At 65.7% G+C, this 20,252-nt stretch carries 18 protein-coding genes and 1 tRNA gene; 14 read left to right on the top strand and 5 right to left on the bottom strand.

The annotated features are described in order from the left end of the window. Positions 1-152 precede the first annotated feature (152 nt). Positions 153-680, top strand: coding sequence for an inorganic diphosphatase (ppa, locus tag EBN1_RS19835; protein ID WP_011239772.1), 528 nt, complete (start codon positions 153-155; stop codon positions 678-680). A gap of 53 nt (positions 681-733) precedes the next feature. Here the strand turns inward: ppa and EBN1_RS19830 are convergent, their stop codons facing one another. Then, entirely contained in the window at positions 734-1,879 is a 1,146-nt protein-coding gene (locus EBN1_RS19830; RefSeq protein ID WP_011239771.1) for a GNAT family N-acetyltransferase, read from the bottom strand. A 251-nt stretch (positions 1,880-2,130) separates the two neighbouring features. Here EBN1_RS19830 and EBN1_RS19825 point away from each other — a divergent pair, with 251 nt between their 5' ends. Beyond that, entirely contained in the window at positions 2,131-3,747 is a 1,617-nt protein-coding gene (locus tag EBN1_RS19825; RefSeq protein ID WP_011239770.1) for an NAD+ synthase, read from the top strand. Positions 3,748-3,799: 52 nt separating this feature from the next. Further along, complete coding sequence (locus tag EBN1_RS19820) at positions 3,800-4,138, top strand: P-II family nitrogen regulator (RefSeq protein ID WP_011239769.1); 339 nt, start codon at positions 3,800-3,802, stop codon at positions 4,136-4,138. Between the two features lie 28 nt (positions 4,139-4,166). Here EBN1_RS19820 and EBN1_RS19815 read toward each other — a convergent pair whose 3' ends face one another. Both EBN1_RS19815 and trxB read right to left on the bottom strand, forming a co-directional pair. After that, entirely contained in the window at positions 4,167-5,123 is a 957-nt protein-coding gene (locus EBN1_RS19815) for a Smr/MutS family protein (protein ID WP_241762779.1), read from the bottom strand. Between the two features lie 146 nt (positions 5,124-5,269). Next, positions 5,270-6,223, bottom strand: a complete 954-nt coding sequence (trxB, locus tag EBN1_RS19810) for a thioredoxin-disulfide reductase (protein WP_011239767.1) — start codon at positions 6,221-6,223, stop codon at positions 5,270-5,272. 252 nt (positions 6,224-6,475) lie between these two features. Between trxB and EBN1_RS19805 the strand changes: the two genes are divergently transcribed. From EBN1_RS19805 to EBN1_RS19790, 4 genes are all read left to right on the top strand, one after another. Then, complete coding sequence (locus EBN1_RS19805; protein ID WP_011239766.1) at positions 6,476-7,147, top strand: Crp/Fnr family transcriptional regulator; 672 nt, start codon at positions 6,476-6,478, stop codon at positions 7,145-7,147. Between the two features lie 102 nt (positions 7,148-7,249). Continuing rightward, positions 7,250-9,553 (top strand): DNA translocase FtsK, encoded by a 2,304-nt coding sequence (locus EBN1_RS19800; protein WP_011239765.1) that lies wholly within the window; start codon positions 7,250-7,252, stop codon positions 9,551-9,553. Beyond that, positions 9,550-10,200, top strand: a complete 651-nt coding sequence (lolA, locus tag EBN1_RS19795; RefSeq protein ID WP_011239764.1) for an outer membrane lipoprotein periplasmic chaperone LolA — start codon at positions 9,550-9,552, stop codon at positions 10,198-10,200. Before EBN1_RS19800 ends, lolA begins: the two co-directional genes overlap by 4 nt. Before the next feature lie 12 nt (positions 10,201-10,212). After that, the gene (locus EBN1_RS19790; protein ID WP_011239763.1) at positions 10,213-11,553 is read left to right on the top strand and encodes a replication-associated recombination protein A; all 1,341 of its coding nucleotides are present in this window, start codon (positions 10,213-10,215) and stop codon (positions 11,551-11,553) included. Between the two features lie 16 nt (positions 11,554-11,569). On the opposite strand, the gene EBN1_RS19785 is transcribed toward EBN1_RS19790, so the two are convergent. Next, on the bottom strand, positions 11,570-11,833 hold the full coding sequence (locus EBN1_RS19785; protein ID WP_041646626.1) for a hypothetical protein: 264 nt from the start codon (positions 11,831-11,833) through the stop codon (positions 11,570-11,572). 258 nt (positions 11,834-12,091) lie between these two features. On the opposite strand from EBN1_RS19785, the gene serS reads away from it, so the two are divergent. The 6 genes from serS to EBN1_RS19755 all read left to right on the top strand — a co-directional run bounded on the left by serS (position 12,092) and on the right by EBN1_RS19755 (position 18,027). Beyond that, positions 12,092-13,375, top strand: a complete 1,284-nt coding sequence (serS, locus tag EBN1_RS19780) for a serine--tRNA ligase (protein ID WP_011239761.1) — start codon at positions 12,092-12,094, stop codon at positions 13,373-13,375. 173 nt (positions 13,376-13,548) lie between these two features. Next, a tRNA-Ser gene (locus EBN1_RS19775) sits at positions 13,549-13,638 on the top strand. A 268-nt stretch (positions 13,639-13,906) separates the two neighbouring features. Continuing rightward, positions 13,907-15,064 carry an NAD(P)/FAD-dependent oxidoreductase gene (locus tag EBN1_RS19770; RefSeq protein ID WP_241762881.1) on the top strand — a complete coding sequence of 386 codons (1,158 nt, stop codon included), beginning with the start codon at positions 13,907-13,909 and terminating at the stop codon, positions 15,062-15,064. 128 nt (positions 15,065-15,192) lie between these two features. After that, entirely contained in the window at positions 15,193-15,423 is a 231-nt protein-coding gene (locus EBN1_RS19765) for a DUF2795 domain-containing protein (RefSeq protein WP_049780321.1), read from the top strand. Beyond that, the gene (locus EBN1_RS19760; RefSeq protein ID WP_011239758.1) at positions 15,416-16,906 is read left to right on the top strand and encodes a DUF4254 domain-containing protein; all 1,491 of its coding nucleotides are present in this window, start codon (positions 15,416-15,418) and stop codon (positions 16,904-16,906) included. The genes EBN1_RS19765 and EBN1_RS19760 overlap by 8 nt, the downstream gene beginning before the upstream one ends. Beyond that, the gene (locus EBN1_RS19755) at positions 16,903-18,027 is read left to right on the top strand and encodes a glycosyltransferase family 9 protein (protein WP_011239757.1); all 1,125 of its coding nucleotides are present in this window, start codon (positions 16,903-16,905) and stop codon (positions 18,025-18,027) included. The genes EBN1_RS19760 and EBN1_RS19755 overlap by 4 nt, the downstream gene beginning before the upstream one ends. On the opposite strand, the gene EBN1_RS19750 is transcribed toward EBN1_RS19755, so the two are convergent. Next, a complete protein-coding gene (locus EBN1_RS19750) occupies positions 17,948-19,009 on the bottom strand; it encodes a glycosyltransferase family 9 protein (RefSeq protein ID WP_041646625.1) in 1,062 nt (353 codons plus the stop codon). The two genes, EBN1_RS19755 and EBN1_RS19750, sit on opposite strands and share 80 nt — an antisense overlap. A 289-nt stretch (positions 19,010-19,298) precedes the next feature. Here EBN1_RS19750 and EBN1_RS19745 point away from each other — a divergent pair, with 289 nt between their 5' ends. Further along, positions 19,299-20,171, top strand: coding sequence for a PRC-barrel domain-containing protein (locus EBN1_RS19745; protein ID WP_011239755.1), 873 nt, complete (start codon positions 19,299-19,301; stop codon positions 20,169-20,171). The last annotated feature ends 81 nt before the right edge of the window (positions 20,172-20,252 follow it).

Here is a 20,252-nt window from a genome sequence, read left to right as displayed (position 1 = left end):
GTTGCGGCGACGCCGGTCCGGCCCGCTTCGAACACCGCGCCGAGGGTCGGTCGCGCGAAACCGGGAGCGCGGTCCGATGGGCGTTGCGAGCAGCGACGGGCGACGCGTTTCCCCTTATAATCCGCGCCACATTTTCCATGGGAGAGGGAATTATGGGTTTCGAGCTCGTGAAGGCCGGCAAGGACGTGCCGAACGACATCAACGTCATCATCGAGATTTCGGCGCAGGGCGAGCCGATCAAGTTCGAAGTGGATAAGGACAGCGGTGCGGTGTTCGTCGATCGCTTCATGGGCACGTCGATGCGCTACCCGATCAACTACGGCTACGTGCCGCACACCGTCGCCGGCGACGGCGATCCGGTCGACGTGCTGGTGGTGACCCCGTTTCCGCTGATGCCGGGCGTGGTGATCCGCTGCCGTCCGGTCGGCGTGCTGAAGATGGAAGACGACGGCGGGCAGGACGCGAAAGTCGTCGCTGTGCCGGTGTCGAAGCTCACGCCGCTGTACGACAAGGTCCAGACCACTGACGACCTGCCCGAGCTGCTGATGAAGCAGACAGTGCATTTCTTCCAGCATTACAAGGATCTCGAGCCGGGCAAGTGGGTCAAGGTGCTCGGCTGGGGCACCGTGGAAGATGCGAAGCAGGAAATCCTCAACGGCCTGAAGAACGCCGCAAAATAAATACACTGCAAGCTGTCTTGTCCGAAAACGGCCCGCCGAGCGCGGGCTGTTTTTCATTCCGGCGCTGTCCTTCGCGAGGCACGAAACGGCGAGCGCTCGGTAAGTTCGTCGAGGTAGAAGTCGATGCCCGCCGTTTCCTGCGCGAGAAAGCGGTCCACTGCGTCGCGCCAGCGCGGTTCGCGAATCCAGTGCGCGGAGCGCGTGACGACCGGCTGCAGCCCGCGCGCGAGCTTGTGCTCGCCCTGTGCGCCGCCCTCGAAGCGGCTCAGGCGGTGGCCGATGCAGTAGTCGATCGCGCGGTAATAGCACAACTCGAAATGCAGGAACGGCAGATGTTCGGTCGCGCCCCAGTAGCGGCCGTAAAGCGCTTCGCCGTCGCACAGGAAAAAGGCGCTTGCGACCGGCTTGCCCTCGCGTTCGGCGAGCAGCAGGCGCACGCTGTGCGGCGCGCGCGACGCCAGCTGCGTGAAAAACGGCGCGCCGAGATAGGGCGTCGAGCGGTGCAGCGCGTAAGTCGCCGCGTAACAGCGATGGAAGAACGCCCAGTCGGCGGCGTTCGCCGTCGTGCCGTCGAGCCAGCGGAACGTCAGCGAATGGGCGGCGGCGTGGCGCCTGTCCTGGCGGATTTTCTTGCGCTTTTCGTGATTCAGGCTGCCGAGAAAGTCGTTGAAATCCCGGTAACCCGCGTTGAACCAGTGGAACTGCACGCCTTGGCGGATCAGCAGGCCGGCTTCGCGCATCCATCCAGCCTCGGTTTCGGTGGGGAAAAGCACGTGCAGCGACGACAAACCGCTTTCCTCGGCCGACGCCAGCGTTGCCTGCAACAGCGCTTTGCGGCTTGTGGTGTCGCGGCCGAGCAGGCGCATCCCGGGCACCGGCGTGAACGGCACTGCCGCAAGCCACTTGGGATAGTAGGCGAGGCCATGGCGCGCATACGCCTCGGCCCACGCCCAGTCGAAGACGTATTCGCCGTACGAGTGGTGCTTCTCGTACAACGGCATCGCCGCGACCAGCTGCGGCCCTTCCCACAGCGTTGCGTGGCGCGGCAGCCAGCCGGTGCCCGCCCCGACGCAGCCCGTCGCCTCGAGGGCGGCGAGGAAGGCGTGCGACACGCAGACCTGTCCGTTGGTGAGCGCATCCCAGGCGGCGGGATCGATGCCGATCACATCATCGAAGCGGCGAAAGCGGTATGTCGGCACGTTGGCAGCCCGGTGGTGATCGAAGCGATCGGTGGGACCGCGGCCGGCGCGATTCGTTTGTCGCGTGCCGCAGCGTCCGCCCAGCTGCCCAATTATTGCGCAACTTCGTATTTTCCTTGCGGGCAGGGGATTTGTAGCGCTTGCTCACGTCTTATCCACAGCTTTCCCCACGCCCCCTGTGGGTGAAAAACGGCCGATCGAGTGGGGCTCGTGGTCCGCCGATTGCAGGCTGAAACGGTATAGTTGCGCCCATGGACAAAACGCTCGCTATCGCTGTCGCCCAGCTCAATTTTACCGTCGGCGACCTCACGGCCAATGCCGACCGGATCATCCGCGCTCTCGACCAGGCTCGCGCGGCTGGCGCCGACCTGTTGCTGACGCCTGAACTGGCGCTATCCGGCTATCCGCCCGAAGACCTGCTGTTGCGCCCGGATTTCTACCGCGCATGCAGCCGCGAAGTGGCACGCATCGCTTTGCACACCGACGGCATCACGCTGGTGCTCGGGCATCCGGAAGAGCGGCGCGACTGGCGCTACAACGCCGCGTCGGTGATTCGCGACGGCGAAGTCCTCGCCACCTATCACAAGCATCTGCTGCCGAACTACGAAGTGTTCGACGAGGAACGCTATTTCGACCGCGGCCTCGACGCGTGCGTGTTCGAACTGAACGGCGTGAAGCTCGGCGTCAATATCTGCGCCGACCTGTGGGAGTCGGGCCCGGCCGAACTGGTGCGTGCCGAAGGCGCGGAACTGCTGCTCGGCCTGAACGCATCGCCGTACCACATGAACAAGCTCGCGCGCCGCTACGAAGTGCTGCGCGGGCGCGTCGCCGACACCGGCCTGCCGGTGGTCTATTGCAACATGGTCGGCGGCCAGGACGAACTGGTGTTCGACGGCGCATCGTTCGCGCTCGACGCGGACGGCCAAGTCAGGTATCAGGCGGCTTCGTTCGAGGAGCGGCTCGACGTGCTGCATTTTCGCGGCGGACGCTGGGAGCCGGGCGAAATCGTTCCCGCACGGCCGATCGAGGAGGAAGTCTACGAAGCGCTCAAGACCGGTGTGCGCGACTACCTCGGCAAGAACGGTTTTCCCGGCGCGATCATCGGCCTGTCCGGCGGCATCGACTCCGCGCTGACGCTGTGCATCGCCGTCGACGCGCTCGGGCCGGAGCGGGTGCGTGCGGTGATGATGCCTTCGCCCTACACGGCGCAGATGAGCCTCGACGATTCGCGCGCACTGGTCGCGAACCTCGGCGTGCGCTACGACGAAATCCCGATCGAGCCGGCGATGAACACGTTCGCCGACCTGCTCGCCCGGCAGTTCGAGGGGCTGCCGGCGGACACCACCGAGGAAAACCTGCAGAGCCGCATCCGCGGCATGATCCTGATGGCGCTGTCGAACAAGACCGGCGCGATCGTGCTGACGACCGGCAACAAGAGCGAGATGGCAACCGGCTACGCGACGCTGTACGGCGACATGGCAGGCGGCTTCGCGGTGCTGAAGGACTTGTACAAGACTTTCGTGTTCCGCCTGTCGCGCTGGCGCAACACGGTCAGTCCGGTAATGCCCGAGAACATCATCACCCGGCCGCCGTCGGCCGAGCTCAAACCGGACCAGACCGACCAGGATTCGCTGCCGCCGTACGACGTGCTCGACGCGATCATCGAGGCCTACATGGAGCGTGACGAGTCGCCGCGCGAGATCATCGCGCGCGGCTTCCCCGAAGCCGACGTGAGGCGCACCGTCGCGATGCTCAAGCGCAACGAATACAAGCGCCGCCAGTCGCCGGTCGGCATCCGGGTGACGAGGCGCGGTTTCGGCAGGGACTGGCGTTATCCGATAACATCGCGCTATCAGGACGAATACTGACTGCGCAGGACCGAGCCGAATCGGCGTCCGCCAGCCCTCGAGGAGAAATTACATGAAGAAAATCGAAGCCGTCATCAAGCCGTTCAAGCTCGACGAGGTCCGTGAAGCGCTGTCCGAAGTCGGCATCGCTGGTCTGACCGTGTCGGAGGTCAAGGGCTTCGGCCGCCAGAAAGGCCACACCGAGTTGTATCGCGGCGCCGAGTACGTCGTTGATTTCCTGCCGAAAATCAAGGTCGAAATCGTCCTCGGCGACGACCTCGTGGACCAGGCGGTCGAAGCGATCATCAAGGCTGCGCGCACCGGCAAGATCGGCGACGGCAAGATCTTCGTCACGGCTGTCGAGCAGGTCGTGCGCATCCGCACCGGCGAAACGGACGAAGCCGCAATCTGATTGCTTCCTTCCGGCTTGCGGGCTGCGTTCACTCCTTCGGCGGATTGCCGGCCCTCAGCAGCACCAGCAGCGCTCCGGAGCCGCCTTTGTTCGGGCCGGCCTGGCAGAACGCGAGGATTTCCTCGCGTTGCGCGAGCCAGCCGCGCGACAGGTGCTTGAGGATCGACAGTTTGCCCGGTGACCCCAGCCCCTTGCCGTGAATCACCCGCACGCAGCGGCGCCCCTGCTGCAGGCTCGCCGCGAGAAAGCGTGCCAGCGCTTCGCGGGCGTCGTCCCGATTGTAGCCGTGCAGGTCCACTTCTCCCTGCAGCACCCAGCGCCCGCGGCGCAAGTCCATCAGCACGCGGCGTGGCAGGCCGGGGCGCAGGAAGATCGCCTCGTCCCCCATTTCCAGCCGGTCTTCGAGGCTCATCGGCGCGTCGAGCGATTCGCGCAACGCAGCCTGCTCGTCTTCGCTGTGCTTCAATGGCTCCGGGCGGGGCGGCGGAGGCTGCAGCTCGACCCGGTCGCGTGATTCGATCTGTCGGGCGCCGCGCACCGCATGACGGAAAAGCTCCGCCGGATCGAGCGCGTCGTGATCGGGCGGCAACAGCAGCGACGCCGGGTCCGTCTCGATGCGATGCCGGTCCTCGTCGCGCATGTGCAGTGGATACGGCGACGGACGGGCGCGACCGAGCTCCGCGTGACCGGTGTCGCGAAGCGGCGTCACGTCGCCGGTCGCCGAGCGAAAGAGCGCTGCGTCCTCGAGTCCATCGAGGGACGCGCGCACGGCGGGAGAGGGGGTGTCAGGTTCGAGCGGTTGCGGACGCGGTACCGGTGCCGGCTTCGGCGTCTCGATTTCCGCTCGTCCGCACCCTTTCGTGATTGGTGCGACATCCCGCACAGCCTCGCGGAACAGCGCCGGATCGTCATCGGCGGACGCGCCGGGGAGAACTCCGGCGGCCGTCGCGTCGCGGGTGTTTTTTGCCGCACCCGGGTGGGGCATCTCCGGCTTCGCAGGCTTTTGGCTGCTCGCGGCCGGTTTCAGCTTGCCGCGCAAGGCGGCAAGTTCTTCGAAGGCATGCGATGTTCGCCCGGTCCGGCTTCCCGGTTTCGGTGCAGCAGGGGGAAGCCGCCGGGTCATCGTCGTGCTCAGCCGGCGAGCGTGTCCAGGTAGCGCTCCGCATCGAGTGCGGCCATGCAGCCCGTGCCTGCGGATGTCACCGCCTGACGGTAGATGTGATCCTGCACGTCGCCCGCGGCGAACACGCCGGCCACGCTGGTCGCCGTGGCGTCGCCTTCGCGGCCGCCCTTGGTGATGATGTAGCCGTTTTCCATCTCGAGCTGGCCTTCGAAAATGTCGGTGTTCGGCTTGTGGCCGATCGCGATGAACACGCCCTGCAGCGCGACGTCGCGGGTCGCACCGGTATTCGCATCCCTGACCCGCATGCCGGTCACGCCGGTGTTGTCACCCAGCACTTCGTCGAGCGTCGAGTTGAGCGCGAGTTCGATCTTTCCGGCGGCGACTTTCTCCATCATCTTGTCGATGAGGATTTTCTCGGCGCGGAACTTCTCGCGGCGATGCACAACCGTGACTTTCTTCGCGATGTTGGCGAGGTACAACGCTTCTTCGACTGCCGTGTTGCCGCCGCCGATCACTGCAACGTCCTGGTTCTTGTAAAAAAAACCGTCGCAGGTCGCGCATGCGGAGACGCCGCGGCCGGAGAATTTCTCTTCGGACGGGAGGCCGAGATATTTCGCCGTCGCGCCGGTCGAGATGATCAGCGCGTCACAAGTGTATTCGCCGGCGTCGCCGACGAGCCGGAACGGTTTCTCGCCGAGCTTCACGGTGTGGATGTGATCGAAGACCATCTCGGTATTGAAGCGTTCGGCGTGCTTCTGGAAGCGGGCCATGAGGTCAGGCCCCATCACGCCATCGGCGTCCGCGGGCCAGTTGTCGACATCGGTCGTGGTCATCAGCTGACCGCCCTGCGCCAGTCCCGTGATCAGGACCGGATCGAGGTTGGCGCGGGCGGCGTACACTGCGGCCGTGTAACCGGCCGGGCCGGAGCCGAGGATGAGCAGGCGGGCGTGCTTGGTTGTCATAGCGTGATCTTCTTTCTGGTTGGCGACAGCGGGATTATAGCCGAGGGGTTTGTCCCGCCGATTCAATGATGTCCATAGTGCGGGACGATCGCGAAAAGCGTTTTTCATCAGTGCAGGTGCCTCATCGACGCCACGCGATGCTGGGGTTCGGTCGGGAAAGTCAATCGCGGATTCCGGTAAAATCAGTGATATTGTGCGTCGCCAGTTTTCCCGTTTTCTGATACGCCCGTTCGAGCACATTCCGGAGTCGCCATGACACAGCCCACCGCGGTTTCCACCACCGCCTTGAAGACCTTCTCGCTGTTTCAGGGCTTGTCCGACGACACCCTGGCCACGGTTTCCCGCTTGGCGATGATGCGCCGCATCCCGCGCGGGCAGAGCGTGGTGCATGCAGGCGAGCGCTGCGATTTTGTCTACCTGGTCCTGACGGGGAGCCTCAAGGTCGTCGTCAGCGACGAAGATGGCCGTGAGGTGATCCTGACGATTCTGGGGCAGGGCGAACTGTTCGGCGAGATGAGCATGTTCGGCGAGCAGCCGCGCTCGGCGACCGTCGTCGCGGTGATGCCTTCCGACCTCGTGATGATCGCGAAGAACGATTTTCGCACGATCCTGCAGGGCAACTTCGAAGTGGCCTGGCGCATCATGGCCAACCTCGCCGACCGCCTGCGCAGTGCCGATCGCAAGATCGAGAGCCTCGCGCTGATGGACGTCTACGGCCGCGTCGCGCGCCTGTTGCTCGAAATGTCGGAGGAAGTGAACGGGGCGGTGGTGGTGGTGCGCAAGATCACGAAGCAGGACATCGCGAAAATGATCGGGGCGTCGCGCGAGATGGTCAGCAGGGTCATGAAGGACCTCGCGGCGCAGGGGCTTATCGAGGAAACCGGCGCCGGCATCGTGCTGCGCGATCGCCTGCAGAGCGTCTGAATCGGGCGGGTCTGTTTCCCTTCGCAACAGCGGCAACGGCCGTTTTGACGGATCGCATATAATTACGCACCGTCGTTTCCCTTCGCCCTCAAGTTTCTCCTCATGTCGTCCCGCCTGTCCTCACGTTCCCAACCTTTGCCGGAAAAGATCTCGCTGCTGTTGCAGGAAGCCCGCTGGCTGATTCTCGGCGTGATGTCGCTGTACGTCGGCCTCGTGCTGCTCGGCTACAGCAAGGCCGATCCGGGCTGGTCGCACGCCGCCGAAGTGTCGCGTATCGCCAACCCGGGCGGGCGCTTTGGCGCGTGGCTCGCGGATCTGCTGTATTACCTGTTCGGCGTGTCCGCGTGGTGGTGGGTGGTTTTTCTCGGCTACGGGCTGGTGTGGGGCTTTCGCCGGCTGAAGCATGACCTGCGCCTCGACAGGCGGTCGTTCTTCATCGTTCTGGTGGGTTTCTTCGTCGTGCTGGTCGCGAGCAGCGCGCTCGAGTCGCTGCGTTTTCACTCGCACGGCGCAAGCATTCCGCTGGCGCCCGGCGGCCTCATCGGCATGGAACTCGGCGCCGCGGTGCAGCGTTATCTCGGCTTTACGGGCGGCACCCTGCTGCTGTTGGCGCTGTTCGCGTCCGGATTGAGTCTTTTCTCCGGGATCTCGTGGCTGTCGCTCGTCGAGCGGATCGGCACTTCGGTCGAACGCGGGTGCAGCACGCTTCGGCAGGCATGGCGTGGCCGAACCGAGCGCAAGGCGGCGCAACCGGTCGCGCAGAAGGGCGACGCGCTTGGCGAGCCGAAGCGGCGCAAAGCCGAAGCGGCACCGTCCCGGTCCGTGCGCATCGAGCCGGCGCGGATCGAGCCTGCGATGGTCGACACGCCGAAACCGGAGCGCGTCGAGAAGGGCCGGCAGCAGCCGCTCTTCGTCGATCTGCCGGCCGGATCGATGCCGCCGCTCGCGCTGCTGGATCAACCGTCTGCCGACGTCGAGCCGCCGTCAGCCGAATTGCTGGAATCGACATCGCGGTTGATCGAAGCGAAACTTGCGGATTTCGGCGTCGAGGTGAAAGTGCTGGCGGCCTATCCCGGGCCGGTCGTGACGCGCTACGAAATCGAGCCGGCGACCGGCGTCAAGGGCAGCCAGGTGGTCAATCTGGCGAAAGATCTTTCGCGCGCGCTGTCGCTGGTGTCGATCCGCGTCGTCGAGACGGTGCCCGGCAAGTCGTGCATGGCGCTGGAGCTGCCGAACCCGAAACGGCAGATGGTGCGCCTGTCCGAAATCCTGGGCTCGAAGGCGTATCAGGACATGCATTCGACACTGACGGTCGCGCTCGGCAAGGATATCGGCGGGCAGCCGGTCGTCGCAGACCTCGCGAAGATGCCGCATCTGCTCGTCGCCGGCACGACCGGCTCGGGCAAGTCGGTCGGCATCAACGCGATGATCCTGTCGCTGCTGTACAAGGCCGAGCCCGAGAAGGTACGGCTGATCATGGTCGACCCGAAGATGCTGGAATTGTCGATCTACGAGGGCATCCCGCACCTGCTGGCGCCGGTCGTCACCGACATGAAGCACGCGGCGAACGCGCTGAACTGGTGCGTCGTCGAGATGGACAAGCGCTACAAGCTGATGGCGGCAGTCGGTGTGCGCAACCTCGCCGGCTTCAACAAGGCCGTCACCGACGCAGCGAAAGCCGAGAAACCGCTGACGAACCCCTTCGCGATCAACCCGGACAACCCGGAGCCGCTCGAGACGCTGCCGCACATCGTCGTCGTCGTCGACGAGCTCGCCGACATGATGATGGTCGTCGGCAAGAAGGTCGAGGAGCTGATCGCGCGGCTTGCACAGAAGGCGCGCGCGGCGGGCATCCACCTGATTCTCGCGACGCAGCGCCCGTCGGTGGACGTCATCACCGGCCTGATCAAGGCGAACGTGCCGACGCGCATCGCGTTCCAGGTGTCGAGCAAGATCGACTCGCGCACGATCCTCGACCAGATGGGCGCGGAAGCCTTGCTCGGTATGGGCGACATGCTTTACCTCGCGCCCGGCACCGGCCTGCCGGTGCGGGTGCACGGCGCGTTCGTCGCCGACGACGAGGTGCACAAGGTCGTCGACCATCTCAAGCACAGCGGTCCGCCGGATTATGTCGAAGGGATTCTTTCGGCCGCCGAGGAGGAGGCTGACGGCGCGCTCGGCGGCGGAGACAGCGGCGATGGCGAGGCCGATCCGCTCTATGACCAGGCCGTGGAGATTGTCGTCAAGACGCGGCGACCGTCGATTTCGCTCGTGCAGCGACATTTGCGCATTGGCTACAACCGCGCCGCACGATTGATCGAACAGATGGAACGTTCCGGCCTGGTATCGACGATGGGCAGCAACGGCAATCGCGAAGTGATTGCGCCGGTGAAGGAGACCGAATGAGACATCGGGGCATGGGTCCGGCAGCGTTCACGGCCCGCATGCTGCTGTGCGCGGCAGCCGCCTGGATATCATCGGGAGCGGCGGCAGCGGCGAGCGGCGTCGAGCAGCTGCGCGAGTTCGTCGACACCGCGCGCAGCGCGCAGGGCGAATTCGAACAGACCGTGTCGTCCGCGTCGGGGCGCCGGGCGCAGCAGGCGAGCGGCAGCTTCGTGTTCCTGCGGCCCGGCAAATTCCGCTGGAGCTACGACAAGCCGTATCCGCAGCTGCTCGTCAGCGACGGCGAGAAACTGTGGTCGTGGGACCGGGATCTGAACCAGGTCACCGTGAAGCGCCTCGGCGACGCGCTCGGGAGCACGCCGGCCGCGATCCTGGCGGGCAGCGGCACGCTGGACCGCGACTTCGATCTCGCCGAAGCGGGCTCGGGCGACGGGCTCGACTGGGTCCTGGCGACACCGAAGCACGCGGAAAGCAGTTTCCAGTCGATACGCCTGGGCCTCGCGGGGGAGCTGTTGAAGCGCATGGAGTTGCAGGACAACTTCGGCCAGACGACGATGATCGTGTTCACGTCGCTTGAACCGAACGCGCGTCCCGATCCGTCGCTGTTCCGTTTCGTCCCGCCCGCGGGCGCCGACGTCATCGGCGACTGACGCGCGACGCGGATGGCGGACCTTTTCGACGACGTCGAGCCGCCGCGCGTACCGCTCGCGGAGCGGATGCGCCCGACGACGCTCGCCGAGGTCGCCGGCCAGCGCCACCTGCTCGGTCCCGGCAAGCCGCTGCGGCTCGCCTTCGAATCCGGCAAGCTGCATTCGATGATCCTGTGGGGACCTCCGGGTGTCGGCAAGACGACGCTTGCACGCCTGATGGCGCAGGCTTTCGATGCGGAATTCATCGCACTGTCGGCGGTGTTCTCCGGAGTCAAGGACATTCGCGAAGCGGTCGCGCACGCGCAGACTGAAAAGGCGCGCGGACGCCACACGATCCTGTTCGTCGATGAGGTGCATCGCTTCAACAAGGCGCAGCAGGATGCGTTTCTGCCTTACGTCGAGCAAGGCGTCGTGACGCTGATCGGCGCGACGACCGAGAATCCGTCGTTCGAAGTCAATTCGGCGTTGCTGTCGCGCGCGGCAGTCTACGTGCTCGAACCCCTCGACGACGAAGCGCAGGGCGAACTGTTCGAACGCGCCCGTCTGCTGGCGTGTCCGCAACTGGAATTTGCGCCCGCCGCGCGCGAGCGCATGATCGGTTTTGCCGACGGTGACGCACGGCGCCTGATGAACCTCATCGAGCAGGTTCAGGTCGCCGCCGAAACCGCAGGCGTGGTGACGGTGACGCCCGAGTTTGTCGACGAAGCGCTATCGACTCGCCTGCGACGCTTTGACAAGGGAGGCGAAGCGTTCTACGACCAGATATCTGCACTGCACAAATCGGTGCGGGGTTCGAATCCGGATGCCGCTCTTTATTGGCTGTGCCGGATGCTGGACGGGGGGGCGGATGCCCTCTATCTCGGACGGCGCCTGATCCGCATGGCGACCGAGGACATCGGGCTCGCCGATCCGCGCGCACTCGAAATCGCGTTGAACGCCTGTGCGACGTACGAACGGCTGGGGTCTCCCGAAGGTGAACTGGCCCTCGCCGAGGCAACGGTCTTCCTGGCCTGCGCGGCGAAATCCAACGCAGTCTACAAAGCCTATAATGCCGCACGCAAACACGTCGCCCAGGACGTCTCGCGTCCGGTGCCGCTGCATCTGCGCAACGCTCCGACCCGCCTGATGAAGGAACTGGGCCATGGCAAGGCTTATCGCTATGCGCATGACGAACCCGAGGCTTATGCCGCCGGCGAAAACTACCTGCCCGACGGCATGAAGGCGCCCGGATGGTATCGCCCGACGCAGTACGGACTGGAAGCGCGGATCGCGGCAAAGCTCGAGCATCTGCGCGAGCTCGACAACCAAGCGGCTACGCGCGTCCCGAAGGACGCGAGTCGAGACGCGGATTGATGCGGAGGAACAGCTTTCAGTGCGGGAGGGGGTGGTCGGCCATGAAGCGGGCGCGCACATTCCTTGCCCGCTCGGCCCTTTCGAGATCGCCACGTTTGGTGGCTCGCTCGATAAGGTCTTGCATGTAGGTCGTCAACATCAACACCCCTTCCGGGGTTTGCACCATGCCGCATACAACTTGCGCGGCGGCGCCTTCGGGAATGCCCTCGTGTTCTGCAACGAGCGCAACTTCGTCATCGGTCAAATCGCAATAATCAAGGCAGTCTCTAATGGACAACATCGGGATCTCCTCTAGTGTTGCGCACACCGTCTTCCGCGGTGTTGGCTTACTAAGCTTAAGATACAGGGCGCGGAATGCAAGGAAATCCTGTCCATCGCAGCGGCTATAAACGATTGATTCCATTAATGGATTTGTGCATCGCCGCAAGCTCTTCACGAGGCCGACGAAAGGCCGGCGAACAAAGCGGCGCGGTGCCCGAAGATGTCCTGCCAGAAAACCCCGCTTTCCCATTGAATCCACTCGAGTTCCGGAATTGCCATGCTTGATATCCAGCTTCTACGCACCCAGATCGACGCCGTTGCGGCAGCGCTTGCCGCGCGGGGGGCAAATTTCGACGCCGCCGCGTTCCAGTCCATGGAGAATGAGCGCAAGACCCTGCAGACGCGCACCCAGGACCTGCAGGCGCGCCGCAACACGCTGTCGAAGCAGATCGGCGTCCTGAAGAGCAGAGGAGAGGACGCTTCGGCGGCGATGGCCGAAGTCGGGGGCATCGGCGACGAGCTGAAGGCGAACGAACAGGCGCTGGCGACGCTCCTCGAGCGGATCAATGCGTTCGTCGCCGGCCTGCCGAACCTGCCGCACGACAGTGTTCCTCCGGGCCGTGACGAGTCGGCGAACGTCGAGATCGCCCGCTGGGGCACGCCGCGGGAATTCGACTTCGAGGTCAGCGATCACGTCGATATCGGAAGCGGGCTCGGAGGACTCGATTTCGAAACTGCGGCGAAGATCTCGGGCTCGCGTTTCGCACTGATGCGCGACGGCCTCGCGCGGCTGCATCGCGCGCTCGCCCAGTTCATGCTCGACGTGCATACCCGCGAACATGGCTACACCGAGGTCCACGTCCCCTATCTCGTCAACCCCGACAGCATGTTCGGCACCGGCCAGCTGCCGAAGTTCGAGGCCGAGCTGTTTTCCGTCATGAAGGACGACGGGCGTTTCTACCTGATCCCGACCGCGGAAGTCCCGATCACGAACATCGTGCGCAACGAGCTGCTCGCGCACGATGTGCTGCCGCTGAAGTTCGTCGGCCACACGCCGTGCTTCCGTTCCGAAGCAGGCAGTTACGGTCGTGACACGCGCGGCATGATCCGCCAGCACCAGTTCGACAAGGTGGAACTGGTGCGGATCGAACATCCGGATGCGTCATGGGCGGCGCTCGAGGAACTGACCGGTCACGCCGAGGCGATCCTCCGCAAGCTCGAGTTGCCGTATCGCAAAGTCGTGCTGTGCACCGGCGACATGGGGTTTTCCGCCGCCAAGACCTACGACCTCGAAGTGTGGCTGCCGGCGCAGAAAACTTACCGCGAAATTTCGTCGTGCTCATGCACCGGGGCCTTTCAGGCGCGCCGCATGCAGGCGCGGTTCCGCAACACGCAGGGCAAGAACGAACTGGTGCACACCCTGAACGGTTCGGGCCTGGCAGTCGGCAGGACGCTCGTCGCCGTGCTCGAGAACTACCAGCAGGCCGACGGCTCGGTCGTCGTGCCGAAGGTCCTGGTGCCGTGGATGGGCGGGATCGAGGTGCTCGAACCCCGCGGCTGAAGCCTCGAGAAAACGCCGGGCCGTCCCCAGTTGTTCGAGTAGCAGCGGCGCCAGCGTGCCCGTCCGCTTCCAGTCCATGCCATTGAAATGCCGCTCGGCATGCGAAGTTATTTCTTGTTTGATATCGATCGTGTACGTATAATGCGCCCTCCCGCGAGACGATCGCGGGACGCGGAGAGGTGGCAGAGTGGTCGAATGTACCTGACTCGAAATCAGGCGTAGGTGCGAGCCTACCGTGGGTTCGAATCCCACCCTCTCCGCCATAAGCATTCAAGAGCCACATTTTCCATTTCTTTCAATGACTTGGGGAATGTGGCTTTTCATTATATGCCATCTCCTCTTGCCATTTTCCCGGTGGCAGTCGTCGGGTGAGGCGTGTCCCGTCCTGAGGCCGCTCCCCTGGCTCGCTGAAGCCCTCCAGCCGATCGATACTGGCGCGGATATTCCCGAATTTTCTGGTATTGACCCGACTTCAAGGCCGGCCGGATTCGTGGGGTCATGATCGACGGGGAACCGTTTTCATGGCTGCGGATGTCTGCGGTGTACTCCTGCGGCAATGGAAAGAACTCGTGGAGGAACGGAATGGAGACCATCGATTGCGCGATCATCGGTGCCGGCGTCGTCGGTCTCGCATGCGCCCGCGCGCTCGCCGCTGCCGGGCGCGAAGTCGTCGTGATCGAGCGCGAAGCGACTTTCGGAACCGGCGTGAGCTCGCGCAACAGCGAAGTGATCCACGCCGGCCTTTACTATGCGCCCGGGTCGCTCAAGGCGCGGTTGTGCGTCGAGGGACGCGAAATGCTTTACGCGTTCTGCCACGAGCGGGCGATCCCGTACGCGCGCTGCGGCAAGCTCGTCGTCGCGGCGCGCGCCGAACAAGCCGCCGCGCTGCGGCAGATCCGGAGGCGTGCCGAAGCCAATGGGGTGGGCGACCTGCGCGAGCTCGATCGTGCCGCAGTTGCAGCGTTTGAACCGGCGCTGGACGTCCACGCGGCGCTGCTGTCGCCATCGACCGGCATTGTGGACAGCCACGCGCTGATGTTTGCGCTGCTCGGTGACGCCGAGCGCGATGGTGCGATGTTCGCATTCGGCAGTCCGGTCCTCGATGGATATTCCGATTCCATAGGCATGGTGCTGCAGGTTGGCGGCGAGCGCGAGAGCGATCTGCGCGCGCGCTGGGTCATCAACGCGTCCGGCCTCGACGCCGTGGCGCTCGGCCATCGTCTCAGCGGCCCGACCGCCGAAGACCTGCCCCGCGCGTGGTTCGCGCGCGGCGTGTATTTCGCCTTGAGCGGCAAGGCGCCGTTCTCGCGGCTGATCTATCCGATCCCCGAGCCCGGCGGGCTTGGTGTTCATCTGACGCTCGATCTCGGCGGCCAGGCGAAGTTTGGACCGGACGTCGAATGGATCGATACCCCTGCCTATGACGTCGATCCCGCGCGGGCGCAGCGTTTTTACGCCGCGATCCGCCGCTGGTGGCCGGCGCTCGAAGATGGACGGCTGGTGCCGGGATATGCCGGCGTGCGTCCGAAGATCGCCGGCCCTGGTATGCCGGATGCGGATTTCCGCATCGACGGGCCGAGCCGGCATGGCGTGCGCGGACTCATTCACCTGTTCGGCATCGAATCGCCCGGTCTCACGGCGGCGATGGCGATCGGGCGCCATGTCGCGCGGGAGATCACGGGGCGATGACCGGGTAAGGTTGGCGGTGGCGTTGTAACGGTTTTCAGGCTGGGAACGCGGAACCTGTAGCGGCACGGGGAGCGCCACGGGCATTGCGATTGCACGAGGCTGGCCCAGTGCCACTTCAGGAGACGATCATGGCCAGCCAGCAGAAAGACGAAACGACGTCGGGCCAAGCGGTGCCGAACCCGGTCCAGGTTCAGAAATTCCTCGGCGGCCTGGATTACCCGGTCGGGAAGCAGGAGCTTGTCGAACAGGCGCGCAAGAAAGGCGCTGACGCGAACGTGATGGAGGCGCTCGAGCGGATTCCGGATCGACAGTATGAGAGTCCCGTCTCGGTGTCTGCGGAGATTGGCAAACTTGGCTGAGGGAACCGCAGCCGCGACGGCTTCGGCTGATTCGGCTTCGCGCGTTGAACTGCAGGCCGCCTCCGTCGTCGCGTTTCATGATGGTCTCCTTGCCGGCGGGGATGCCCCGTCGCCTGCCGAGCCGGCGCCGTGGTGGCAGTGGATCGAGGAAAACCACCGCACCAACACGGCGTTGTGGCGCGAAGAGGACCGGGCGCGACGCACCGACGTGCCGGACGACGAAATCGTGCGTTGCAAGCGCACCATCGATGCGTTGAACCAGCGGCGCAATGACGCGGTCGAGGCGCTGGACGATTGCCTTCTCGCGGCTCTCGAGCGCGTCGCGTCGGCACCCGCTCCCGATGCGCGGCTGTCGAGCGAGACCGCGGGTGCGATCATCGACCGGCTGTCGATCCTGGCGTTGAAGATCCATCACATGCGCCAAGCATCGCAACGTCGCGAGGCCGGCGCCGAGCACATGCAGCGGTGTGCCGACAAGCTCGCGACGCTGGTCGCGCAGCGCACCGACCTCGCCGCCTGTCTCGACCGACTGCTGGACGAAGCGAGCTGCGGCGTCGCGCGCTTCAGGACCTACCGGCAGTTCAAGATGTACAACGATCCGTCGCTGAATCCCGAGCTGTACCGCCGCTCGCGCCCGGAAAATGGTGCGGCGCCGGCGAAGACGCCGTTCGCCGTGGATGTGCTGATCCCGACCTGCGACCGGCCTGCGGCGCTCGCCGTGACGCTGACTTCGCTTTTCGCGCAAAGCATCGGTGCGCTGCGGATCGTGGTGTCCGACCAGGGCGCCACGTCCAACGTCGAGGCCTCGTCCGAAGTGCGGGCGGTCGTGCGGCTTCTCGCCGCCAAGGGGCATGCCGTCGAGTTCCACCGTCACCTGCCGCGCCGGGGCCTCGCCGAGCAGCGCCATTTCCTGCTCGCCCAGGCGCAGGCGCCCTATGTGCTGTTTCTCGACGACGACGTCCTCGTCGAGCCGGATCTCGTCGAGCGTCTGCTGAAGGCGATCCGGGAGCAGGGTTGCGGCTTCGTCGGCAGCGCATTGATCGGGCTGAGTCATGCCGCGGACCGGCGGCCGCACCAGCAGCGCATCGAGTTCTGGGACGGTCCGGTCGAGCCCGAAGAGGTGCTGCCGGACAGTCCGGAGTGGGCACGCCACCAGCTGCACAGTGCTGCGAACCTGTACCACGTGCAGACGAATCTCGGCCTCACGCCGGGCCGGCAGCGGCTCTATCGTGTCGCGTGGGTCGGCGGCTGCGTGCTGTTCGACCGGGCGAAGCTGGAGGCTGCGGGCGGATTCGAATTCTGGCGCGAGCTGCCCCCCGAGCACTGCGGCGAGGACGTGTTCGCGCAGCTGCGAGTCATGGCGCGCGACGGAGGCTGCGGCATCATCCCGTCGGGCGCCTACCACCAGGAGCTCGCGACGACGGTGCCGCGGCGTGACGTCGATGCTCCCCGCGTGCTGCGCACGAAGCTGGAGGCACGATGACGGGGTCGGCGGGCAACGCTCCTCCCGCGCGTTTCGCCGAAGTTGCGACGATCGCGGTGCTTCGGCCCAATGGCGTCGGCGACTTCGTGTTCGCGCTGCCGGCGCTTGCGGCGCTCAGGGAAACCTACCCGCAAGCCCGGATCGTGCTGCTCGGCAAGCCGTGGCACAAGGTCTTTCTCGACGGCCGTACGCCGCTGGTGGACGAGGTCGTTGCCCTGCCGCCGGTTCCGGGCGTGGGGGCCCCACCCGGCGCCATCTGCGACGAAGGCGCGATCGACTCGTTCTGCGCGCTGCTGCGTCGGCGCAACTTCGATCTCGCCTGCCAGATGTTCGGCGGCGGAAGGTATTCGAATCCGTTCCTGCTGCGTCTGGATGCGCGACACACCATCGGCCTGCGTGCGCCTGGCGCCGCGGCGCTCGAGCGTTCATTGCCGTACGTGCCTTGGCACAACGAGCGCCTGCGGCTGCTCGAAGTCGCCGCGCTCGCCGGAGCGCGCACCGCGGCGCTCGAGCCGCCGCTGCCGGTGCTGGAGCGCGACGAGACGGAGCTCGACGAGCACTTGCCTCTGCCGCCGCATCCGCTCGCGGTGTTGAGCCCCGGTGCGAGCGACGCGCGGCGGCGCTGGAGCATCGATCGCTTCGCCGAAGTCGGCGACGCGCTGGTGCGGGCCGGCGCGCTCGTCGTCGTGCAGGGGAGCGCCGATGAGCGGCAGCTCAGCGCCGGAGTGGTCGCGGCGATGCGGATGCCCGCCCTCGATGCAGGCGGCCTGTTGTCGCTCGACGGCCTTGCGGCGTTGCTGCGACGTGCGGAACTCGTCGTCGCGAGCGACAGCGGGCCGCTCCATCTCGCGCACGCGGTCGGCACGCGGACGGTGGGAATCTACTGGCTGAAGAACCTGTTCGTTTCGGGTCCGCTGACCGCTGCAGGACATCGGCATGCACTGTCGCTGCGGCTGCAATGCCCGGTCTGCGGCAGCGAAAACCTGGACAGCCGATGTGACCACGACCCGTCGTTCGTCGATGACGTCGAGGCCGCCGAAGTCACGGAGCTGGCGCTGGAACTGTGGCGTGACGCGCAGGCATCGCCAGCAGCGCTCGCGCCTGCGCCAGAACTTCGGTGAGGTCTTCGTCGCCGCCGTGCTGGACCCCGTCATCGCGCGCCGCCGGCGCCCATACCGGTCGATGCAGAGCGCGATCGAGCGGCGCCCAGCGCGCGATCTCGGAGGCCCGGAAGACGATCACGCACGGCAGTTTCAGCGCCGCGGCGAGATGCGCGACGCCGGTGTCGTTGCACACCAGCAGCCGCGCGCCGCCCAGCAGCGCCGCAAGGGCGCCGGCGGAGATCGGCGCCGCAGCGTCGATCGCGGGAGCGCGCATCGCGGCCGTCACCGCAGCGGTGATCGAGGTCTCGTATTGCGAGCCGGTCAGCACCAGCGGCAGGCCGCAGTCGTCGTGCAAGGCGTCGCCAATCGCGGCGAAGCGCTCCGGCGGCCAGCGCCGCTCCACTGCTCGTGCGCCGGCATGCAGACAAACGTACGCATTCGGCCGCAGGCCCGCGGCGACGCCGCTCGCGGCGAGTTCGGCATGGTCGGCAGCGGTCAGCGGAAACTCCAGTTGCTCGCCGACGGGCGGGGCGCCGAGAAAGCGCATCAGCGCGAGCAGACGCCGGATCTCCGCGCCGTCGTCGGGATACGGCAGGAACGCCCCGTCGCCACTGCCCGGAGCGCCGAAACCGGCGTTGAACCGTGCGCCGAACTGCGCGACGAGCGGGTTCGTGATCGTGCCGTTGCCATGCATCTGGATCGCCAGACCGGCTCGCCGCGCCCGCATCGCGGCAAGGAACCCGGGCAGTGCGGCCGAATCGGGAGGCTGTTCCGGAAGGCCCGGAAAGCCGGGAAAAGCGACGAAATCGTCGACATGGCGAGGGTAGCGGGTGGCAAACGCCGCCGCCCAGGGCAGGCCGACGAGCGTGATGCGCGCGTGCGGACAGGCTGCACGCAATGCGCGCAGCGCAGGCACGGCACACAGCATGTCGCCCAGTTGCAGCGCCCGGAACACGACGATCGTCTGCGGTTGCAGAACGTCCAGCAAGAGATGCTGCATGCGGATTTCCTGCCAAAGATGGGCTTGCGCTGCTGCAATCGGGATGCCGGGCCGCATTGGCGGCATGGCCGGAGGCTGTCGGGACGGGCGCGCGTGACCGGCGCGGGCCGAGCAGGGTCGCCGGGTGCTTCTTACAAGGCCGTGTAGTTGTTGCACCGGGTATTGCAGGACGATTGCGCTCCGCGCATGACAGTCGGGCCCTCCGCTTGCTTCGCCGAGGCAGGGGCGGGAGCCCGACCCGGGGAGGGGGTAGTAGCTCCATCGCACTCCGTCATGAGGAGGGATCGAAATGAATATGAATGCAAGGACCAAGCGCAAATTGATCGCTGCGCTCGCGGCAACGGCCGTCGGGCTGCCCGCCTACATGGGACACGCTGCCGAAGAACGCCCGGCTCCCCCCGCGACTTCGACGCGCGAAGCGCCGCCGGCCGCTGCCCCGGACGCCGCTACCGCCGCCCAGTCGCGCGTTGCGCGAGCGAGCAAGCTGATCGGCGCCGAAGTAAAGAATCCGGTCGGCGAAAAGCTTGGCGAGATCAAGGACCTCGTCGTCGATGTGCGAAACCAGACGGCGCATTACGCGGTGTTGTCGTTCGGCGGCATCGCGGGGATTGCCGACAAGCTCTTTGCTTATCCGGTGAGCATGTTGCGGTGGGGCCCGGGCAAGGACGAGTTGATACTCGACATCCAACGCTCGAGGCTCGAGGCAGCGCCCGGGTTCGGGCCGGGCAACTGGCCGGACTGGGGCGTCGATTCGTATCGCCGCAGCGTCGACGAGTATTTCAAGACCGACCGGCCCACCGCACTCGGACCGAATCCGCAACTGATGCAGGCCAGCAAGCTGCTCGACGTCAAGGTCGAGGACCGCGAGAAGCGTAACGCGGGCGAAATCAAGGATCTCGTCGTAAGCCTCGCGGACGGAACGGTGCCGTATGCCGTGCTCGATCTGGACAAGGCGTGGAGCGCCGACGACAAGCTGATTCCGCTTCCGCTGTCTTCGTTCGAGTTTTCTACGGACGATGAGAAGGTCATGCTCAAGGAGTCGCGCGAGGGGTTCGACACGAGCCGGGGCTTCGACGAGAAGCACTGGCCCGATATGAACGATCCGGCCTTACGGCGTGACATGAACAAGTCTCCGGGCGAGCGCGAGCAGGACCGCAAGTAGGCCGGGCGTACGGCAAATGCACCCCGTTCGGAGCGATGCGACGGGTTCGCTTGCGCGCTTGTCCTACTACACTGGAAAAAC

The organism is Aromatoleum aromaticum EbN1 (genome assembly GCF_000025965.1).
GTDB classification, from domain to species: Bacteria; Pseudomonadota; Gammaproteobacteria; order Burkholderiales; family Rhodocyclaceae; genus Aromatoleum; species Aromatoleum aromaticum.
This window is presented reverse-complemented; position numbering and strand designations above follow the sequence as displayed.

Excerpts from the sequence above, each read along its gene's own strand:
- ppa (WP_011239772.1), top strand. The coding sequence starts at position 153 with ATGGGTTTCGAGCTCGTGAAGGCCGGCAAGGACGTGCCGAACGACATC.
- EBN1_RS19825 (WP_011239770.1), top strand. The coding sequence starts at position 2,131 with ATGGACAAAACGCTCGCTATCGCTGTCGCCCAGCTCAATTTTACCGTC.
- EBN1_RS19820 (WP_011239769.1), top strand. The coding sequence starts at position 3,800 with ATGAAGAAAATCGAAGCCGTCATCAAGCCGTTCAAGCTCGACGAGGTC.
- EBN1_RS19815 (WP_241762779.1), bottom strand. The coding sequence starts at position 5,123 with ATGCCCCACCCGGGTGCGGCAAAAAACACCCGCGACGCGACGGCCGCC.
- trxB (WP_011239767.1), bottom strand. The coding sequence starts at position 6,223 with ATGACAACCAAGCACGCCCGCCTGCTCATCCTCGGCTCCGGCCCGGCC.
- EBN1_RS19805 (WP_011239766.1), top strand. The coding sequence starts at position 6,476 with ATGACACAGCCCACCGCGGTTTCCACCACCGCCTTGAAGACCTTCTCG.
- EBN1_RS19800 (WP_011239765.1), top strand. The coding sequence starts at position 7,250 with ATGTCGTCCCGCCTGTCCTCACGTTCCCAACCTTTGCCGGAAAAGATC.
- lolA (WP_011239764.1), top strand. The coding sequence starts at position 9,550 with ATGAGACATCGGGGCATGGGTCCGGCAGCGTTCACGGCCCGCATGCTG.
- EBN1_RS19790 (WP_011239763.1), top strand. The coding sequence starts at position 10,213 with ATGGCGGACCTTTTCGACGACGTCGAGCCGCCGCGCGTACCGCTCGCG.
- EBN1_RS19785 (WP_041646626.1), bottom strand. The coding sequence starts at position 11,833 with ATGTTGTCCATTAGAGACTGCCTTGATTATTGCGATTTGACCGATGAC.
- serS (WP_011239761.1), top strand. The coding sequence starts at position 12,092 with ATGCTTGATATCCAGCTTCTACGCACCCAGATCGACGCCGTTGCGGCA.
- EBN1_RS19770 (WP_241762881.1), top strand. The coding sequence starts at position 13,907 with ATGTCTGCGGTGTACTCCTGCGGCAATGGAAAGAACTCGTGGAGGAAC.
- EBN1_RS19765 (WP_049780321.1), top strand. The coding sequence starts at position 15,193 with ATGGCCAGCCAGCAGAAAGACGAAACGACGTCGGGCCAAGCGGTGCCG.
- EBN1_RS19755 (WP_011239757.1), top strand. The coding sequence starts at position 16,903 with ATGACGGGGTCGGCGGGCAACGCTCCTCCCGCGCGTTTCGCCGAAGTT.
- EBN1_RS19750 (WP_041646625.1), bottom strand. The coding sequence starts at position 19,009 with ATGCAGCATCTCTTGCTGGACGTTCTGCAACCGCAGACGATCGTCGTG.
- EBN1_RS19745 (WP_011239755.1), top strand. The coding sequence starts at position 19,299 with ATGAATATGAATGCAAGGACCAAGCGCAAATTGATCGCTGCGCTCGCG.